Origin of the sequence: Aequorivita vladivostokensis, from assembly GCF_000952855.1 — a bacterium.
Taxonomy (GTDB): domain Bacteria; phylum Bacteroidota; class Bacteroidia; order Flavobacteriales; family Flavobacteriaceae; genus Aequorivita; species Aequorivita vladivostokensis.
The window spans coordinates 62,501-80,176 of sequence record NZ_JSVU01000001.1 but is presented as its reverse complement, the minus strand read 5'-3'; the positions used below and the strand labels follow the sequence as shown (position 1 = coordinate 80,176).

The following is a 17,676-nucleotide window of genomic DNA, read 5'->3' as shown; positions in this document are numbered from 1 at the left end:
AGCAATTTGCTCGTCTTTCTAAAAGAAGACGGGCAAATTTTATAAATATATTTTTATGAAAAATATTTTCCCATTGCTTATTGCAATGTTTTTATTTCAAATTTCCTTTTCACAAACAGGTGTTGTTACGGGGGTTATAAATGATGGTGAATATAATGACGTGCTTTCTTTTGCAAACGTTATTGTGAAAGGTTCACAAACGGGAACAACCTCTGATTTTGATGGCAAGTACAACCTAAAGTTAGATGCTGGAACTTACACACTTGTTTTCTCGTTCGTTGGATATCAAACTAAGGAAATTACAGAAGTAAAAATAAATCCAGGCCAAACCACAACTGTTGATGTTACGCTTAATGCTTCTGCTGGACAACTGGATGAAGTGGTTGTTACCACAACTGCCCGTAAAAACACAGAAGCTTCTGTTTTAAGCATTCAGAAAAACTCAGTTACCCTAATGGATGGCTTGTCTTTGGAATCCATTAAAAAAACTGGTGCAAGCGATGTGGCTTCAGCAGTTCAAAACGTTCCGGGCGTTTCGGTACAAGGAGGAAAATACGTGTATGTTAGGGGCTTAGGAGACCGATACACAAAATCCATACTAAATGGCATGGAAGTGCCAGGTTTGGATCCTGATAGAAATACACTGCAACTGGATATTTTTCCTTCACAAATTCTAGAGAATGTATTGATTACCAAATCTGCAACTGCAGACCAGCCAGCCGACTTTACCGGTGGTGTAATAAACATCGTAACTAAGGACATTCCTAGCAGGGCTGAATATAGTATTTCGCTTGGAGTGGGCTACAACGCTGATTTTCATTTCAAAAACAACTACTTAACAGGAGATAAAAGTGGTACAGACTTTTTAGGTTTTGATGACGGGCTAAGGGACAATCCTATTCCCCAATCGCAACAAGTGCCTTTACCGCAACAGGACGGAGAGCTTGTTCGAGATTTAACCCAACGGTTTAACCCACAAATGGCAGCAGAGCGGGAACAAAGTTTTATGAACTATAACTTTGCTATAACAGCGGGAGATCAATTTGATGTAGGCGAAAATAAATTAGGGTATTTGGCATCAGTGTCATACCGAAATGAAACAAAGTATTACGATGAATACATCAATGGCCAGCTATACAGAAAAGACGAATCAGACAGATCTAATTTTGAACTTTTAGCAGACCGCACACAAACTGGTGAGTTAGGAAACAACACCGTTTTAATTAGCGCCCTTGGTGGGTTGACATTTAAAACCGAAAAATCAAAATATCAATTTAATGTACTTCACATCCAAAATGGAGAATCTGAAGCTGGCATTTTTAGGCTGGATAATTTTATAGTTAGCAGCAATACGATTAAAAAAGACAACCTTACCTACGTTCAGAGATCCATTACAAATGGACTATTAAAAGGCACACATACCCTTGGCAGTAATAATGACTGGAATTTGGAATGGAACCTATCGCCCTCCCTTGCCAAGGTGGACGATAAAGATTTTCGCACAACTCCATTTAGAGTATCAATAAATCCCAATACGGGTGAGGAAGTATTTACAATTGAGCCAAGTGAATCTGGCGATGCGTCAAGGTTTTTTAGATCACTTGAAGAGTTAAATCTTGCCGGAAAAATTGGTCTTGAAAAGGAGCACAATCTTTTTGGCTTTGAAGCAAAAGCTAAAATCGGCGGTGCCTTTACCCAAAAAGAAAGAGACTTTGAAGTAATAAAATACTCTTTGCCGTTGCTTAATTTTTCGACGGCAACATTTGGAGGTGATCCAAACCAACTATTGATCCCAGAAAATATTTATGACCCAAATACAAATAGCGGAACCTATGTGCGCCAAGACTCCAACGATTCAGATTCTTACAATTCAAAAATACAAATCGCAGCAGGGTATATAGCTGAAGAATTTAAGGTAACAAATTGGATGAATGCAGCTTTAGGGGTGCGGTTTGAAAAATTCGACTTGATTTACACAGGTGAAAGACAGGACGGAACCAGACTGGAAGATGCCAAAATTTTAGAAAAATCAGACTTTTTCCCATCGGCAAATCTAATTTTTGATTTGAATGAAGATGAAAACAAAAAAATACGTACTTCCTATTCAAGAACTACGGCAAGACCTTCATTTAAAGAAGCCTCACTCGCCGAAATTTTTGACCCAATAAGCAGTACCACATTTATTGGCAATATAAACCTTCAGCCTACTTATGTAAATAATTTTGACATTAGATACGAACAATATGGAGAAGCAGGAGATTTCTTCGCAATAAGCGGATTCTATAAATCTTTTACTGATCCTATTGAACTTTCATTTATCAGAAGGGCGTATGGACAATACACACCACTAAACTTAGGAGACGCGAAAGTTTTTGGGGGTGAGCTAGAAATAAGAAAAAATCTCGGGTTTATAAGCGGTTTACAGAATATAGATTTCAATTTAAATTTCTCACTTATAGAATCGCAACAGCAGTACAGTGAAGACGAAAGGACAGGAAGGCTAGATAATTTACGTACCGGTGAAACACTTGATGACAATAGACAATTGCAAGGCCAAAGCCCTTATTTAATAAATCTTGGCTTCAATTATAAAGATGTGGAAACTGGACTCCAAGGAGGCCTTTTCTACAATACTCAGGGAAAAACCCTTCAAATTGTAGGCGCAGGAGATGTGGCAGATGTTTATACAATGCCCTTTCACAATGTGAAACTGAACATTTCAAAAAGCTTTGGGTCAAACAAAAATTCAACAATATCCTTAAAGTTTGACAACTTATTAAATGACGATATTGAAAGCGTTTATCAATCGTTTGGAGCAGAGGATCAACTATTTTCCAAATGGAGTCCGGGACAAGAAATTAGTTTGGGCTACTCACTCAAATTTTAAAATGGATTACTTGAAAAATAAAAAACCCTAGCATTTGAGCTAGGGTTTTTTATGTATAATAGAATTAGAGTTTAATTAGAAACAATCTGAATATCGTCAGATTTCCAAGTTACAACCTTGGCAATACGGGCATCAGCATAAGAAACTTCTTTTATGTCTTCATTTGTAAAGAAATACCACGTGCCCACTTTTTCACCATTATTATATTGCGCAATGGCAGCCTTATTACCGTTAAAATCATAGCTCACCCATTCTCCAGTTAGCTTATTGTCTGCAGTATAGTAGCCAGTTTGTGCAACCGTTCCATTATCGTGATATATTGTTGCCTTAATCACATTGCCATCCAAATAATACGTGTTTTTATTAGCATTTTGTGCAAATGCCATTGAAACTGTTAATACGATTGCAAAAAGGGTGATTAAATTTTTCATTTTTCAAAGTTTTAGATTTTCAGAATAATCAAATTTACAAAATTAACGCTTACGAAACCATTTGGTAACGTTAACTTAACATTAAACCTTTAACCTGTTTATTTTCAGTGTTTTAAAAAAATCCTTTGTTTCGAATCAATATCTTAATGATTTGGTAAAGCTATCTTCACACTAAGTTATGATCGATAGATTTTCTTTGTAATTGCCTATTATATTGGGCAATTTTTGAAATCGTTTAGTTTTTGTCGACTAGATTTTCAAATGGGGCTGTTCGTTATGGACAGCCCTTTTTTATTAAATTTATAAGAAACTAAAGAAACGTTGCTTAACATTACGGAAACATACAATTAGTTTAAAATTTAGTCCTTTGCAGCGACAAAAACTATAATCGATTTTAAAATGTACCTAAAGAATATTTTCTTTTTTGGTTTTCTATTTTTATGTGTTTCCGCGGTCCATTCACAAATAAGCGTTCCAAAATTTGGTGACGGCATGCTTAACGTTGTGGGCAAAGACAGTATGTGGAGCGTCCGTTTTGCGCCACGAATTCAAGTACGGGCCAATTCTTCCTGGGATCACGATGGCGATAAATTTGGAAAACCGGAACAAAGCTTTATTATCCGCCGTGCAAGATTAAAATTTGATGGATTTGCTTATTCTCCAAAGCTGCGCTATAAAATTGAATTAGGCCTTTCAAATTTTGATGTGGCAGGAGCTTCAGAATTCACTGGCAATGCTCCTCGAATCATTTATGACGCAGTAATAATGTGGGAGTTCTACAAAAATCTGGAGCTATGGGCAGGACAGACAAAACTTCCCGGGAACAGGGAACGTGTAATATCTTCCGGTAATCTTCAGCTTATAGACCGTTCCAGACTTAACAGGTTATTCAATATTGACAGGGACCTTGGAATGCAATTGCACCATAGTTTTAAGGCTTCTGAAAATTTCCTAATTCGCGAAATGTTTGCCGTTTCACAGGGAGAAGGTAGAAATATTACAACCGGAAATATTGGAGGGTTTCAATATACAACCCGCGTAGAATTATTGCCTTTTGGCGAGTTCACCAAAAAAGGAGATTATATTGGCGGCGACATTTATCGCGAAAAAACGCCAAAACTTGCCATTGGCGCCACCTATGATTTTAACAATAATGCCGTAAAAACCCGAAGCAATCAAGGCAGCTATATGCGCAATGATATCGGTTTTTACGAAACCAATATAAGTACCATTTTTGTGGATGCCATGTTTAAGTATAACGGGTTTTCATTAATGGGAGAATATAGTTATCGCGATGCTGAAAACCCTCTAGTAATCAATAGTGATGGTTCTATTACAGAGCAGGAGGTTTATACGGGGCAAGGGCTCAATTTTCAAGGAGGCTATGTTTTTAAAAACAATTGGGAAATTTCCGGACGTTTTACCACTATTTTGCCAGACAATACATTTTCTTCCAATGACACACAAAATCAATATACTTTGGGAGGGTCTAAATATATAGTGGGCCATAAATTAAAAATTCAAACAGATTTATCATATTCAACCATTGCGGGTGAAAGCAGCTCTTTGGAATACAGGCTGGGTTTTGACCTTCATTTTTAAGAAAAATACAGATAACAATTTGGTAACAATCAATCCTATTTTATATGGGAAATTTGCACCAACTTAATTAAAACTAGAATGGATAATATTTATTTATTAATGATTGTTGCACTTGCCGCGCTTGCAATTGCAGATCTAGTGGTTGGCGTTAGTAATGATGCCGTAAACTTCTTAAACTCAGCCATTGGCTCTAAAGCACTTTCCTTTAGGACTATTTTAATAATAGCCAGTTTAGGTATTTTCATTGGTGCCGTTTTCTCCAGTGGAATGATGGAAGTTGCGCGAAAGGGCATCTTTGTCCCCGGAGAATTTTACTTCGATGAAATAATGATTATTTTCATGGCAGTAATGATTACCGATATCTTACTGCTGGATTTCTTTAATACTATTGGTTTACCTACATCTACAACGGTTTCCATCGTTTTTGAGCTCTTGGGTGCCGCTGTAATTATGGCATTGATAAAAATTGGCCATAACGATGCAGAGACAATTTCAGCAATTACAAAATACATCAATACCGAAAAAGCGGTAGAAATTATAACAGGAATTCTACTTTCGGTTGTGATTGCTTTTACCGTGGGGGCAGTAGTTCAATACCTGTCGAGGCTAGTATTTACCTTCCACGTTGAGCGAAAAATGAAATATTTCGGGGCTATTTTTGGTGGTTTGGCCCTTACCTGTATTAGTTATTTCATCCTCGTAAAAGGATTAAAGGGTACGCCATTTTACGGAAGTTTTAAAAACATTATTGAAAGCGACACTTGGTTGCTTATCGGCGGTAGCTTCATATTCTGGACGGTTTTCTCACAGCTTTTTATGATGATTTTCAAGAAGAATATTCTCATAATCGTAATTGCTGTAGGTACTTTCAGTCTTGCCCTTGCGTTTGCGGGGAACGATTTGGTAAACTTTATAGGCGTACCGATGGCGGCCTACCATAGTTACATAGATTGGGCAGCTTCCGGGGTGGCGGCTTCAGATTACAACATGCACAGTCTGGCAGATCAGGTGCCCGCAGAACCCTTGCTTCTATTTATTGCGGGTGGTATTATGGTACTTACCCTTTGGTTTTCCAAAAAAGCACGTACCGTTTCTGATACCGAGATAGACCTAGCCCGCCAAGGCGAAGGGCACGAAAAGTTCAGTCCCAATATGCTTTCGCGCTTTTTGGTAAAGTCGAGTACACAGGTTGCAACTTATTTTGAATTTATTATTCCGAAATCGCTTCAAACAAAAATAGATAAGCGTTTTGAAAAACCTGTAGTAAATCTTCCAAAGCACAAAACCTACGAACTTCCTGCCTTTGACATGATCCGTGCTTCCATAAACCTTATGGTTGCGGGTATTTTGATCGCTACGGCAACTTCTATGAAACTACCACTTTCCACCACCTATGTAACCTTTATGGTAGCCATGGGTACATCACTTGCCGATAGGGCTTGGGGCCGCGAAAGTGCCGTTTATCGCGTGGCAGGGGTTATGAATGTAATAGGCGGATGGTTCTTTACCGCGTTTGTGGCCTTTACGGCTGCCGGCACGCTGGCATACCTAATCTATATTGGAAGGGGCGCCATGATTGCCGTATTGCTGCTATTGGCCATCCTTTTGTTGGTTCGAAATTATCTTTCACATAAAAATAAGGTGAAATTGAAACTGGACAAAAGCGGACTGAAAAAGACCGAAAGCAAAACCGTTCAGGGGATTATCCAGGAAAGTGCTGAAAACATTAGCAATGTAGTCTCACGCTCAAATAAAATTTATACTGATATGCTTCGTGGTCTTGCCAAACAGGACACCAAAAAACTGAAAAAGAGCAAAAAAGGCGTAAATAAACTTAATGACGAAGTTGAAGAACTGCGAGACAATATTTTCTACTTTATCAAGAATCTGGACGAGACCAGCGTTCGCGGAAGCAATTTCTACATTATCATCCTCGGCTATCTAACCGATGTTGTACAGTCGCTGGAATTTATTTCAAAGGCGAGCTACAAGCACGTGAACAACAATCACAAGGCGCTTCGTTTCAACCAAATAAAGGATCTTCAGGAAATAGACAACCATTTGGAAGAGCTTTTAAATGAAATTGAGGACATCTTCCACAAAAAGGAATTCCAGCGCATCGGGAATGTACTTGAGAAGAAAGACGAAATCTTCGCAAGCCTTTCAAATAAAATTGAAAAGCAAATAGCCCGAACCCGCACCGAGGAGTCAAGCCCTAAAAACACCACTTTGTATTTCAGCCTATTGCTTGAAACTAAAGATCTGGTAACGGCCTTGATGAACTTGATGGAAGAATATTACACCAGTTATAAGAAAGCGTAGTAAATTCTAGAACACCTTTAGCAAAAAGGAGTCCGAATCGGGCTCCTTTTTCTTTTTAAAATTTGAAGTGTCGTTAAACTTTATAGGGCATCTGCCGTATTTTGATGCTTTCGGAACCGATTTTTCACCAAAATAATTCTCCGTTTCAAATTAATGTTGGAATATTGTTTCAGCAACCAATAAATCTCAACATTATGAAACTAAAATTTTTATCAATCGTACTATTAATGGCCTGCAGCTTTGGCTTTGCGCAGGACAAGGTTAAATATAGCGACGAGGAAAAGGACATGTTAAAAACCTATTATTTCAACGAAGGTTTTGACCAACCTGCCACTAAAAAAGTATCGACCGTGATTATGAAGGACGGTTCCGAACACAAGGGCTACTGCAAAGGCATTGTAACCAAAAAAGGGCAGATTGCCCAAATGGTCTTTAAGGACAGTATTACCGACAAAAAAGAAACCTACGATGCATCGCAGATTGCCGAGGCTTACCTTTACGCCAGCGGATGGGAAAAATTCGGAAAGGTTTCCCAAAAGTTCAGCAATTATGGGATGGGAAGAAGAAACAGCGCAAAAAAATTGACCAGCAATGACCAGATTTATTTTGTGAACCAAAAAGTTTCCCTAAAAAACAAAAAAGACGAAAAGGAATTTTTGATGCAACTGATAAATCCCGAATTCAGCCAAATAATTTCGGTTTATCACGATCCATTTGCCAAAGAATCAAAAGGTTTTAAAATGGGCCCCGGCCCTACCATTGGTGGCGGTGTTGTGAAATCGTACTACGTTCAGAAGGGCGATAAAATATTCTGGCTGCCAAAAAGTGATTTTGAGGAAAATTATGAATTACTATTTGGCGACAATGCCGAGTTTATGGCGAAATATCCGTACAAATCAATTAACTGGGATTGGCTGAGTGCCCTCGTGCTGGAATATACCAGAATGTCCCTGCCTTCCGACGAAGGATAAATAATTTCTTCTTAAATCGAAAAAGCCCTTGCTCAATTGAACAAGGGCTTTTTCCATTATAAAACTATTCCAAAATTTAAGATCCGCACATCAAGCAATCATCATCCGGAGCGTTTTTGGATTGTGCCAGCATTTCGCGCAATTCCTGTGGCGTCATTGGTTTAGTGGAAACATCTTTTGTTGCCATTGCCTCAACTTCGGCACCAACGGTTTCTTTTTTCTCTTCCTTTTTAAGTGTGAATTTAATAGCATCCACGGCACTTTTCGTGCGTAAATAATACATTCCGGTTTTAAGACCGCTTTTCCAAGCATAAAAATGCATCGAGGTTAGTTTTGCCATATTTGCGTTTTCCATAAATAGGTTCAGCGATTGGCTTTGGTCAATGAAATAACCACGGTGGCGGCTCATATCAATAATATCTTTCATAGAAAGTTCCCACACGGTTTTATAAAGTTCCTTCAGTTCCTGCGGAATTATTTCAACATCCTGGATAGAACCATTGGCGCGCATAATTTCTTCCTTTAAATCCTCATTCCACAAACTAAGTTCAACCAAGTCTTCCAAAAGGTGTTGGTTCACAACAATAAATTCTCCCGAAAGTACGCGACGGGTGTAAATATTTGAAGTGTATGGCTCAAACGCCTCGTTATTTCCAAGAATCTGCGACGTGGAAGCAGTCGGCATCGGTGCTACCAAAAGTGAGTTGCGAACGCCGTGCTTTTTTACGTCTTTGCGCAGTTTTCCCCAATCCCAGCGGCCGCTGAGCTCTTCGTCCTTTATTCCCCATAAATTATGCTGAAATAATCCTTCGGAAATAGGTGAGCCTTTATAACTTTCGTAGGGACCATCTGCCTTCGCTTCTTCCATAGAAGCAGTAACAGCTGCAAAATAGAGCGTTTCAAAAATTTCTTGGTTCAATTTTTTGGCTTCATCACTGGTAAACGGTAAACGAAGCATGATAAAAGCATCTGCCAAACCTTGAATTCCCAACCCAACCGGACGGTGGCGGAAATTGGAGTTTTGCGCTTCAATAACCGGATAGTAATTTCGGTCAATTACGCGATTCAAGTTTTTGGTTACACGTTTGGTTACTTTGAAAAGTTCTTTATGGTCAAATTCGCCATTTTTCACGAACATAGGCAGTGCGATGGAGGCCAAATTACAAACCGCTACCTCATCTTTGGAAGTGTATTCCATAATTTCGGTACATAAATTTGAAGAACGAATGGTTCCCAAATTCTTCTGGTTGCTCTTTCGGTTTGCGGCATCTTTGTAGAGCATATACGGCGTGCCGGTCTCAATTTGCGATTCCAGGATTTTTTCCCAAAGCTCACGGGCCTTTACGGTTTTTCTGCCCTTGTTATCAGCTTCATATTTATGGTAAAGTGCTTCAAAATCCTCACTATGGCAATCATATAGTCCGGGGCATTCGTTTGGGCACATCAATGTCCATTCGGCATCGTCCTGAACGCGTTGCATAAACAAATCTGGAATCCACATGGCGTAAAAAAGATCGCGGGCGCGCATTTCCTCTTTTCCGTGGTTTTTCTTCAAATCCAAAAAGTCAAAAATATCAGCGTGCCAAGGTTCTACATAAATTGCAAAACTTCCCTTTCGCTTTCCGCCGCCTTGGTCCACGTACCGCGCGGTATCGTTAAAAACGCGAAGCATCGGCACAATTCCGTTTGAAGTTCCATTGGTACCGGATATATAAGAACCCGTTGCACGAACGTTGTGGATTGAAAGACCAATTCCGCCAGCAGATTGTGAAATCTTTGCGGTCTGTTTCAACGTATCGTAAATTCCATCGATGCTGTCGTCCTTCATTGTAAGCAAAAAGCAGGATGACATCTGCGGTTTCGGAGTTCCACTGTTGAAAAGTGTCGGGGTTGCGTGGGTGAAATATTTCTTCGACATCAACTCATAGGTTTCCTTCACTGCTGCCAAATCGTTCATATGAATTCCTACGGAAACACGCATCAACATATGCTGTGGACGTTCTGCAATCTTTCCGTTCAGTTTCAGCAAATAGGAGCGTTCCAAAGTTTTAAAACCGAAATAATCGTACCCAAAATCACGGTTATAAATGATGGTTGAATCCAGTTCCTCAGCGTTGTTTTTTATTACCTCAAAAACCTCATCACTCAACAATGGCGCTTTTTTTCCGGTACGCGGATTTACGTATTCGTATAGATCCGTCATCACTTCCGAAAATGATTTTTTGGTGTTTTTATGAAGGTTGGAAACAGAGATTCGAGCCGCCAAACGTGCGTAATGCGGGTGCGAAGTGGTCATTGTTGCGGCAATTTCCGCAGCCAAATTATCCAGCTCGCTGGTTGTTACACCGTCGTAAAGCCCTTCAATTACACGCATTGCTACTTTTACGGGATCTACCAATTCGTTTAAACCGTAGCACAGTTTGCGCACGCGAGCCGTAATTTTATCAAACATTATGGGCTCTTTCCGGCCGTCTCTTTTTACTACATTCATAATTCTTAATTTTTGTGGTTAGATACTACTGTTGATACTATTGTTGCTATGGATGCTATTGATTCTGTTGTTGCTATGGATGCTATTGATTCTGTTGTTGCTGTTGATACTATTGATACTGTAGATGCTGTTGATGTTTACAATAGAATCAATTTAGTATCTATAGTATCCACTTAGTATCCACTTAGTATCCACTTAGTATCTACTTAGTATCCATATAATCATTCAAATCATCGAACTTATTGTGATTCTTTTCTATACTTTGCAAAAAGTTGTTGATTTTAATTCCTAATTGCTTTGTTCTTTTGTGTAAATCTTGATACAACTCTTCATTTTTTAAGGACTTCGTTTCATATAGTGTTTCCAAATGATCTATTGTTTCATCATTTGAAGAAAGCGCAAAAACCATAAACCGAATGTATTCTTGCTTATATCTTCTTCTACCATATCCTTCTACAATATTTGATTTTACAGATTTTACAGACCGTCTAATTTGGCTCCCAACTTCAAATTTTTCAAATACAGGAAGATTTAAAGACATATTATGTACATCAATAACAAGCAATCGAGCAAGCTGCCAAATCTGTAAATTCCTATAACTCATTTTGAAATGGTTCTATTGATGCTGTTGATACTATTGATGCTGTTGATACTGTTGAGGCTGTTGTTTGTTGGGAAGTTACAATAGAATCAATTTAGAATCTATAGTATCCACTTAGTATCTACCAAGTATCAATAATCTAAAACTCCGCGTCGAAACTGATTTTGTTTGATTCCTTGTCTTTGTTTGTAACCCCAGCTTTTTGGTACTCGCCTACGCGCTTTTCGAAGAAATTGGTTTTCCCTTGAAGCGAAATCATATCCATAAAATCAAATGGGTTGGTAACGTTGTATTCCTTTTCGCATTCCAATTCCACCAAAAGCCTGTCGGTTACAAATTCAAGGTATTGGGTCATCAATTTGGCGTTCATCCCTATCAAACTTACGGGAAGTGATTCGGTAATAAACTCACGTTCAATATTTAAAGCGTCAACAATTATCTCGCGGATGCGCTCTTTAGAAACTTTGTTCACCAAGTGGTGGTTGTGAAGATGAACGGCAAAGTCGCAGTGAACGCCTTCGTCTCTGGAAATCAATTCGTTTGAAAAAGTAAGCCCGGGCATCAAGCCGCGCTTTTTCAACCAAAAAATAGAGCAGAAAGCCCCGGAGAAGAAAATGCCCTCAACCGCAGCAAAAGCAATCAAACGCTCCGCGAATGAATCACTCTCAATCCATTTCAAAGCCCAATCTGCTTTCTTTTTAATTGCCGGAAAAGTTTCAATGGCGTTGAAAAGCTGGTCTTTTTCCTTTTCATCCTTTACGTACGTATCAATCAAAAGAGAATAGGTTTCACTGTGGATGTTCTCCATCATAATCTGGAAACCGTAGAAGAATTTTGCCTCGCTGTACTGTACTTCGTTTACGAAATTTTCAGCAAGGTTTTCATTCACAATGCCATCAGAAGCGGCGAAAAAAGCAAGAATGTGCTTTATGAAATAACGCTCGTCATCATTTAACTTTGAGGTCCAATCGGTAAGGTCTTGGTGCAAATCAATTTCCTCGGCTGTCCAAAAACTGGCTTCGCTTTTTTTATACCAGTCCCAAATGTCGTGGTGTTGAATGGGAAATATTACGAATCTGTTTTTGTTTTCCTGTAAAATTGGTTCAATTGCACTCATAAGTCCTTTGTTTTTAGATTAAAATTTATTGATACTTGGGACTAACAAATATGAAGAAATTAAAAGGTTATTTCAGATGAATTGTTTTGTCTTTTTTAACAAAGTTTTCAACATAAAAAATAAAAAGTTTACAAAAAAATTGAAATCATTTTTTCTAATATTCTTATAATAAGAATATTATATACTTTTTAGTGGACTTGGCAAGTAAAAAAGTTTACAAAAAATGAAAACTATATTCAGAATATTCTAAACATTTAAAATGATTCCCCAAGCCGTGAAAAACTGTTCTCTGAGAAGAAATACTACCACGAATTCACGAATATTTTAAAAATTATTCGTGAATTCGTGGTAAATAAATTATTTTATAAAATCAAACCCGCAATACGGCACTAAGACTTCCGGGATTTTTATTCCATCCTCGGTTTGGTAGTTTTCAAGAATGCCCGCCAGAACGCGCGGCAATGCCAAGGCGCTTCCGTTTAAGGTGTGCGCAAGTTTGTTTTTACCGTCTTTATCCTTAAAGCGAAGTTTCAATCTATTGGCTTGAAAGGTTTCAAAATTTGAACATGACGAAATTTCCAGCCAACGGTCCTGCGCGGTTGAAAATACTTCGAAATCATACGTCAATGCTGAAGTAAAGCCCAAGTCGCCGCCGCAAAGGCGAAGAATTCGGTACGGTAATTTCAATTCGCGAAGAATTTCCTTTACGTGCTCCACCATTCCGTCCAAAGCTGCGTATGAATTATCGGGATGCTCGATACGAACTATTTCAACTTTATCAAATTGGTGCAAACGGTTGAGACCGCGAACATGTGCGCCGTAGCTTCCTGCCTCACGACGGAAACAAGGCGTATAGCCTGTGCAGGTAATTGGTAATTCCGAATGGTTCAGTAAATCGCCGCGGAACATATTTGTTACGGGAACCTCAGCGGTGGGGATTAAATAAAGGTCGTCAATGCCCACGTGGTACATCTGCCCTTCCTTGTCCGGAAGTTGGCCGGTGCCATAACCCGAAGCTTCGTTCACCAAATGCGGCACTTGATATTCGGTATAACCAGCTTTTGTGTTTTTATCCAAAAAGTAAGCAATCAACGCCCGTTGCAAACGTGCGCCCTTCCCTTTATAGACGGGAAAACCTGCACCCGTAATTTTTACGCCGAGCTCAAAATCGATTAAATCGTATTTTTTGGCAAGTTCCCAATGCGGCAGCGCGCCTTCAACAAGTTTTGGAATTTCGCCTTCTTTGAAAACTTCTTCGTTGTCGTTTTCATCGGTTCCGGCAGGCACCAAATCATTCGGAATGTTTGGAAGCGTATAAAGCAATTGCTGCAATTTTTCGGCAGCCGCAAGCATTTGCTCGTTCAGTTGTTTTGAGGATTCCTTCAATTCAACTGTTTTCTCTTTTAGTTCGTTTGCTTTTTGGACTTCGCCACTTTGAAAAAGTTTCCCGATTTCCTTTGAATAGGAATTGCTCTGTGCCAAAACCTCATCCAGCTGCGCTTGCGAAGCGCGGCGTTCTTCATCCACATTTAAAACTTCCTCCAAAACGGAAGCAGCATCTATGCCGCGTTTGGCCAGTGCTTTTATGTACTTTTCTTTGTTTTCGCGGATGTCGGTTACTTGTAGCATGTTCTGATTTTTGAAGCCGCTAAGTTACAACAGACCCCAAAGGTTTTCAAACACTTTGGGGTCTTATTTTATGATTAAAATCTATTCCCTTAAAAGTTTTTTCAAGGTTTTGGGATTCATTCTATTATTGAAAAAGGTAATGATGTAAATTTTTTGGACAGAAATATCTTCGCGATAATAAAACGAAACATTTTTATGCACGACAGCTTTTCGGATACTTAGTTTTTCATTTACTACAGGACACTTTATTTGTTGGGTTGCAATTTTCTGCATCAGACTTTGGGTCAAATCCCTGAATTTTCTCATTTCTTTTTTCGTCCACCGAAATTGAAGATTTTCAAAAATTTCTTTATACGTAATAAGCGCAAGTTTTGACCAAACTATTTCCATTTTTACAGGCCATACTTTTCATTAATCTCAAGAATAACTTCTTCATTTGTAAAAACATTTCCTTCCTTAATATCTTTTAATCCAGCCTCAACAAAAAGCTTTTCGGTTTCAGAAATATCATAATTCCAGTCAGTATCTTTAGAAAATGATTCCTTGAAATTCTTCAATTTCTCAATAACTTCTTCACTATTCTGTTGGATTAACCATTCAACCAATTTGTATTTTTCCAATTGAATATTCATGATTCCTTTTTTATTTAAATATAATGAAATTTAGTTTGAGTTTGGTTTTGGCTTTTCATTATAATCCTCTGGCGAGGGCAAAATCCATTCACTATGCTTAAAGGGATGCCAAGGCTCGGCGGCCAAATCTACGGTTGGATCGGTAAAGGGGTGGTATTTACCGTGATTTACGCGAACGGAAGCTTCCATATACACAGCCACATCACGCCCTTTTTTAGCTTCCACTGCTTTTATTTTTTGGGCAAGTTGCCACATAACATCTGGCTTTGTTGCGACGGAGCCTTGTTGTTTGGAACCCAAAAGCTCACTATAATTGTACCGCTTCTTTTCCCCATCAGGCTTGTTTTTTACCCACACCGTAAGACTTCCGCTTTTGGAACGGAGCATCATGCGCCAGCTAAGCCTGTGGCCTTCTTCGGTCCAAAGCACATCGTCCTTAAAGAACCAATGCCGCAACGGCAAACCTATTTGAAAGGCGAAATAAATCCCAAAAACCGCAAGCAACAGGTTTTTGTATTTCGGCACGATTACCGCATTGCCCGTGTATAATTTTTTCTTCGGAAGAAATCGTTTTTTGAGTATTTCCGGAGAAAAGAAAAACAGGGCGAACGCAATGGACATATACGGAAAAATGCCAATCTGAAAGACGATTGAGTTGAAAAGATGAAAAAACACGGAAATTATAAAACCCAATAAACGCGTACGTTTCCACAGCATTAACGGCACTATGAGCAAATCGAAAAAGATGCCCGTATAGGCAATGGCCCAATGCACCCAGTTTTGCTGTAAAAATTCGCCAATGAGCCAATAATTTTTTTTCCCGGCCATCAACAGTGCCGGCATGGAGGCATCGAGCCAGTCCGGGTATAGTTTTGCGATGGAGGCGTAGGTATAAACTATCCATACCTGCAAAATCAAAATCAACAGCACCCACCGCGGCATGGACGGCGATTTAATTTCAGGATTTAGGTTTGCATCCACTGAAAACCATCGGTTGGCGGGAAGAAAGGCCATAATCCAGCACAGCAGCATCATTAGGTAATAATGGTTGTTGTAGCTGCTTTTCTGCATTAAATAGACGCAGGTCCACATTAGCGCATAGGCTATCATACTGAACCTATACTTAAAACCAAGCATCACAAAAATCCCGAAAATGCCCATTATCACGAAGTAATAATACATTCCGGGACCTTGCAAATGCTGCAAAAAGTCAAACCCGATAAAGTTGAAAGTGAAAGGCGGTTCTACCAGTGTACGCCGCACCCACCCCGTGGCAATTGCCCCAAAAGCCTCGATGGTTATTAAAAGACCAAAAACGGCCCGAAAAAGAACCAGACCTATATTGTCAATTTGTTTGAAAAGAAATTTATCCACGGCCCTCTAAAAATTGCTTTGCGAACGTTTCGTCCTTTTCAATTTCTTGTTTTAGAATTTCCACCGAATCAAACGTTTCCTCATCGCGGATGTATTTTAAAAACGCAATGGCTATTTCCTTTCCGTATAGGTCTTTGTTGAAATTGAGAAAATGCGTTTCGATGGTTTTTTCGGTTCCGCCAACGGTGGGGTTGGTGCCGATACTGGTTATTCCGAAGATTTTTTCGCCTTCAATTGTGGACTGCACAATATAAACGCCGTTTTTGGGAACGAGTTTGTATTTTTCCTTCAATTTCAGATTTGCAGTGGGGTAATTTATAGTTCGGCCAATGGCTTTTCCTTTAACCACTTCGCCCGAAATCATAAAGTTATACCCCAAATAATTGTTGGCCGTTTCAATATCGCCTTCGTTCAACGCCTTTCTTATTTTAGTGGAACTTACAGCAACATCGTCAATTTCCTTTGCTGAAATTTCCTCAACCTCAAAATTATAGGTTTTTCCGAATTCCTTTAAATCCTCGATATCGGCATTGCGGTTTCTTCCGAAGCGATGGTCGTAACCGATAATGATTTTTTTCGCCTTTAAACTATTTACCAAAATATCACGCACGTATTCCAAAGCGGTCAATCGTGAAAAAGCGTGGGTAAACGGATGGATAACCAAATGGTCCAGCCCTGTGTTTTCGAGCAGTTCGGTGCGCTCTTCGATGGTGTTTATCAATTTTATATCCACATTTTGTTGAAGCACCATCCGCGGATGTGGGAAAAAAGTCAGCACCACGGAATCCAGATTTTCCTTTTTTGCGGTTTCTACCAAACGCTTCAAAATGGCTTTGTGGCCAATATGCACGCCATCAAAAGTGCCGATTGTGACCACACTTTGGCGGGAATTTTTATATGCGGAAGCTGAGGGATATTTCTTCAAAATTATTTGCCGTTATATGTGTTCATCGTAATATTCATCCCCGCGAGGGCAAAGGATTCAATAATTTTGCAGCTTAACTCCAGCCGCTCGGGCAGTTGTTTTTCTTCTTCGGCTTCCCATTCGCCCAACACGTAATCTACCTGTCTCCCTTTTGAGAAAGCATCGCCTATCCCGAAACGGAAACGGTTGTAATTAGTGGTTTGCAGCGTATTCTGAATATCCTTCAACCCGTTGTGCCCGCCGTCGCTGCCTTTGGTTTTTATGCGAATGGTTCCAAAGGCCAAATTTAAATCGTCCGTAATCACCAGCATATTTTCCAAAGGGATTTTTTCTTTTTCGAGCCAGTAATTTACGGCCTTTCCGCTTAAATTCATATACGTGCTCGGCTTCAGAAATATGAGCGTTCTTCCTTTTATTTTATGCGAAGTAACGTCGCCCAATTTGGCCGTTTCCCACGAAAGGGAATTCTTTTCGGCATAAAAATCGACCACTTTAAAACCGATGTTGTGGCGGGTGTTTGCGTATTTTGGGCCAATATTGCCAAGGCCCACAATAAGGAATTTCTTCATTGGATCTGTTTCTTCTGAAATAGTATCGACAGTTTTTGCCGAAAAAAGTTTTTTGAAAAATGAAAACATATTGCTGTCAATCTTCGGTAAAAATAAAAAAAGCACCCCGAATTAACGGGATGCTT

General features: G+C 39.3%; 15 protein-coding genes. 5 read left to right on the top strand and 10 right to left on the bottom strand.

The annotated features are described in order from the left end of the window. The first annotated feature begins 55 nt into the window (after nt 1-55). The gene (locus tag MB09_RS00385) at nt 56-2,887 is read left to right on the top strand and encodes a TonB-dependent receptor (RefSeq protein WP_045078895.1); all 2,832 of its coding nucleotides are present in this window, start codon (nt 56-58) and stop codon (nt 2,885-2,887) included. A gap of 71 nt (nt 2,888-2,958) precedes the next feature. Here MB09_RS00385 and MB09_RS00380 read toward each other — a convergent pair whose 3' ends face one another. Beyond that, nucleotides 2,959-3,318, bottom strand: a complete 360-nt coding sequence (locus tag MB09_RS00380; RefSeq protein WP_045078894.1) for a hypothetical protein — start codon at nt 3,316-3,318, stop codon at nt 2,959-2,961. A 399-nt stretch (nt 3,319-3,717) separates the two neighbouring features. Between MB09_RS00380 and MB09_RS00375 the strand changes: the two genes are divergently transcribed. The 3 genes from MB09_RS00375 to MB09_RS00365 all read left to right on the top strand — a co-directional run bounded on the left by MB09_RS00375 (nt 3,718) and on the right by MB09_RS00365 (nt 8,213). After that, on the top strand, nt 3,718-4,920 hold the full coding sequence (locus MB09_RS00375) for a porin (RefSeq protein WP_045078893.1): 1,203 nt from the start codon (nt 3,718-3,720) through the stop codon (nt 4,918-4,920). Nucleotides 4,921-4,998: 78 nt separating this feature from the next. Continuing rightward, entirely contained in the window at nt 4,999-7,242 is a 2,244-nt protein-coding gene (locus MB09_RS00370) for an inorganic phosphate transporter (protein ID WP_045078892.1), read from the top strand. 194 nt (nt 7,243-7,436) lie between these two features. Next, complete coding sequence (locus MB09_RS00365; RefSeq protein ID WP_045079306.1) at nt 7,437-8,213, top strand: hypothetical protein; 777 nt, start codon at nt 7,437-7,439, stop codon at nt 8,211-8,213. A 76-nt stretch (nt 8,214-8,289) separates the two neighbouring features. Here the strand turns inward: MB09_RS00365 and MB09_RS00360 are convergent, their stop codons facing one another. Next, on the bottom strand, nt 8,290-10,704 hold the full coding sequence (locus MB09_RS00360) for a ribonucleoside-diphosphate reductase subunit alpha (RefSeq protein ID WP_045078891.1): 2,415 nt from the start codon (nt 10,702-10,704) through the stop codon (nt 8,290-8,292). Between the two features lie 12 nt (nt 10,705-10,716). Between MB09_RS00360 and MB09_RS16070 the strand changes: the two genes are divergently transcribed. Beyond that, nucleotides 10,717-10,881 (top strand): hypothetical protein, encoded by a 165-nt coding sequence (locus MB09_RS16070; RefSeq protein WP_165586659.1) that lies wholly within the window; start codon nt 10,717-10,719, stop codon nt 10,879-10,881. Between the two features lie 25 nt (nt 10,882-10,906). Here MB09_RS16070 and MB09_RS00355 read toward each other — a convergent pair whose 3' ends face one another. From MB09_RS00355 to pth, 8 genes are all read right to left on the bottom strand, one after another. Then, complete coding sequence (locus tag MB09_RS00355; protein WP_045078890.1) at nt 10,907-11,308, bottom strand: four helix bundle protein; 402 nt, start codon at nt 11,306-11,308, stop codon at nt 10,907-10,909. Between the two features lie 136 nt (nt 11,309-11,444). Then, the gene (locus MB09_RS00350) at nt 11,445-12,422 is read right to left on the bottom strand and encodes a ribonucleotide-diphosphate reductase subunit beta (RefSeq protein ID WP_045078889.1); all 978 of its coding nucleotides are present in this window, start codon (nt 12,420-12,422) and stop codon (nt 11,445-11,447) included. 357 nt (nt 12,423-12,779) lie between these two features. Next, on the bottom strand, nt 12,780-14,051 hold the full coding sequence (gene serS / locus MB09_RS00345; protein WP_045078888.1) for a serine--tRNA ligase: 1,272 nt from the start codon (nt 14,049-14,051) through the stop codon (nt 12,780-12,782). 81 nt (nt 14,052-14,132) lie between these two features. Beyond that, nucleotides 14,133-14,441, bottom strand: a complete 309-nt coding sequence (locus MB09_RS00340) for a hypothetical protein (protein WP_045078887.1) — start codon at nt 14,439-14,441, stop codon at nt 14,133-14,135. 2 nt (nt 14,442-14,443) lie between these two features. Beyond that, on the bottom strand, nt 14,444-14,683 hold the full coding sequence (locus tag MB09_RS00335) for a hypothetical protein (RefSeq protein WP_045078886.1): 240 nt from the start codon (nt 14,681-14,683) through the stop codon (nt 14,444-14,446). A gap of 30 nt (nt 14,684-14,713) precedes the next feature. Then, complete coding sequence (locus MB09_RS00330; protein ID WP_045078885.1) at nt 14,714-16,057, bottom strand: HTTM domain-containing protein; 1,344 nt, start codon at nt 16,055-16,057, stop codon at nt 14,714-14,716. Beyond that, on the bottom strand, nt 16,050-16,982 hold the full coding sequence (locus tag MB09_RS00325; protein ID WP_045078884.1) for a bifunctional riboflavin kinase/FAD synthetase: 933 nt from the start codon (nt 16,980-16,982) through the stop codon (nt 16,050-16,052). The genes MB09_RS00330 and MB09_RS00325 overlap by 8 nt, the downstream gene beginning before the upstream one ends. A gap of 2 nt (nt 16,983-16,984) precedes the next feature. After that, nucleotides 16,985-17,620, bottom strand: a complete 636-nt coding sequence (gene pth, locus MB09_RS00320; protein ID WP_045078883.1) for an aminoacyl-tRNA hydrolase — start codon at nt 17,618-17,620, stop codon at nt 16,985-16,987. Between the last annotated feature and the right edge of the window lie 56 nt (nt 17,621-17,676).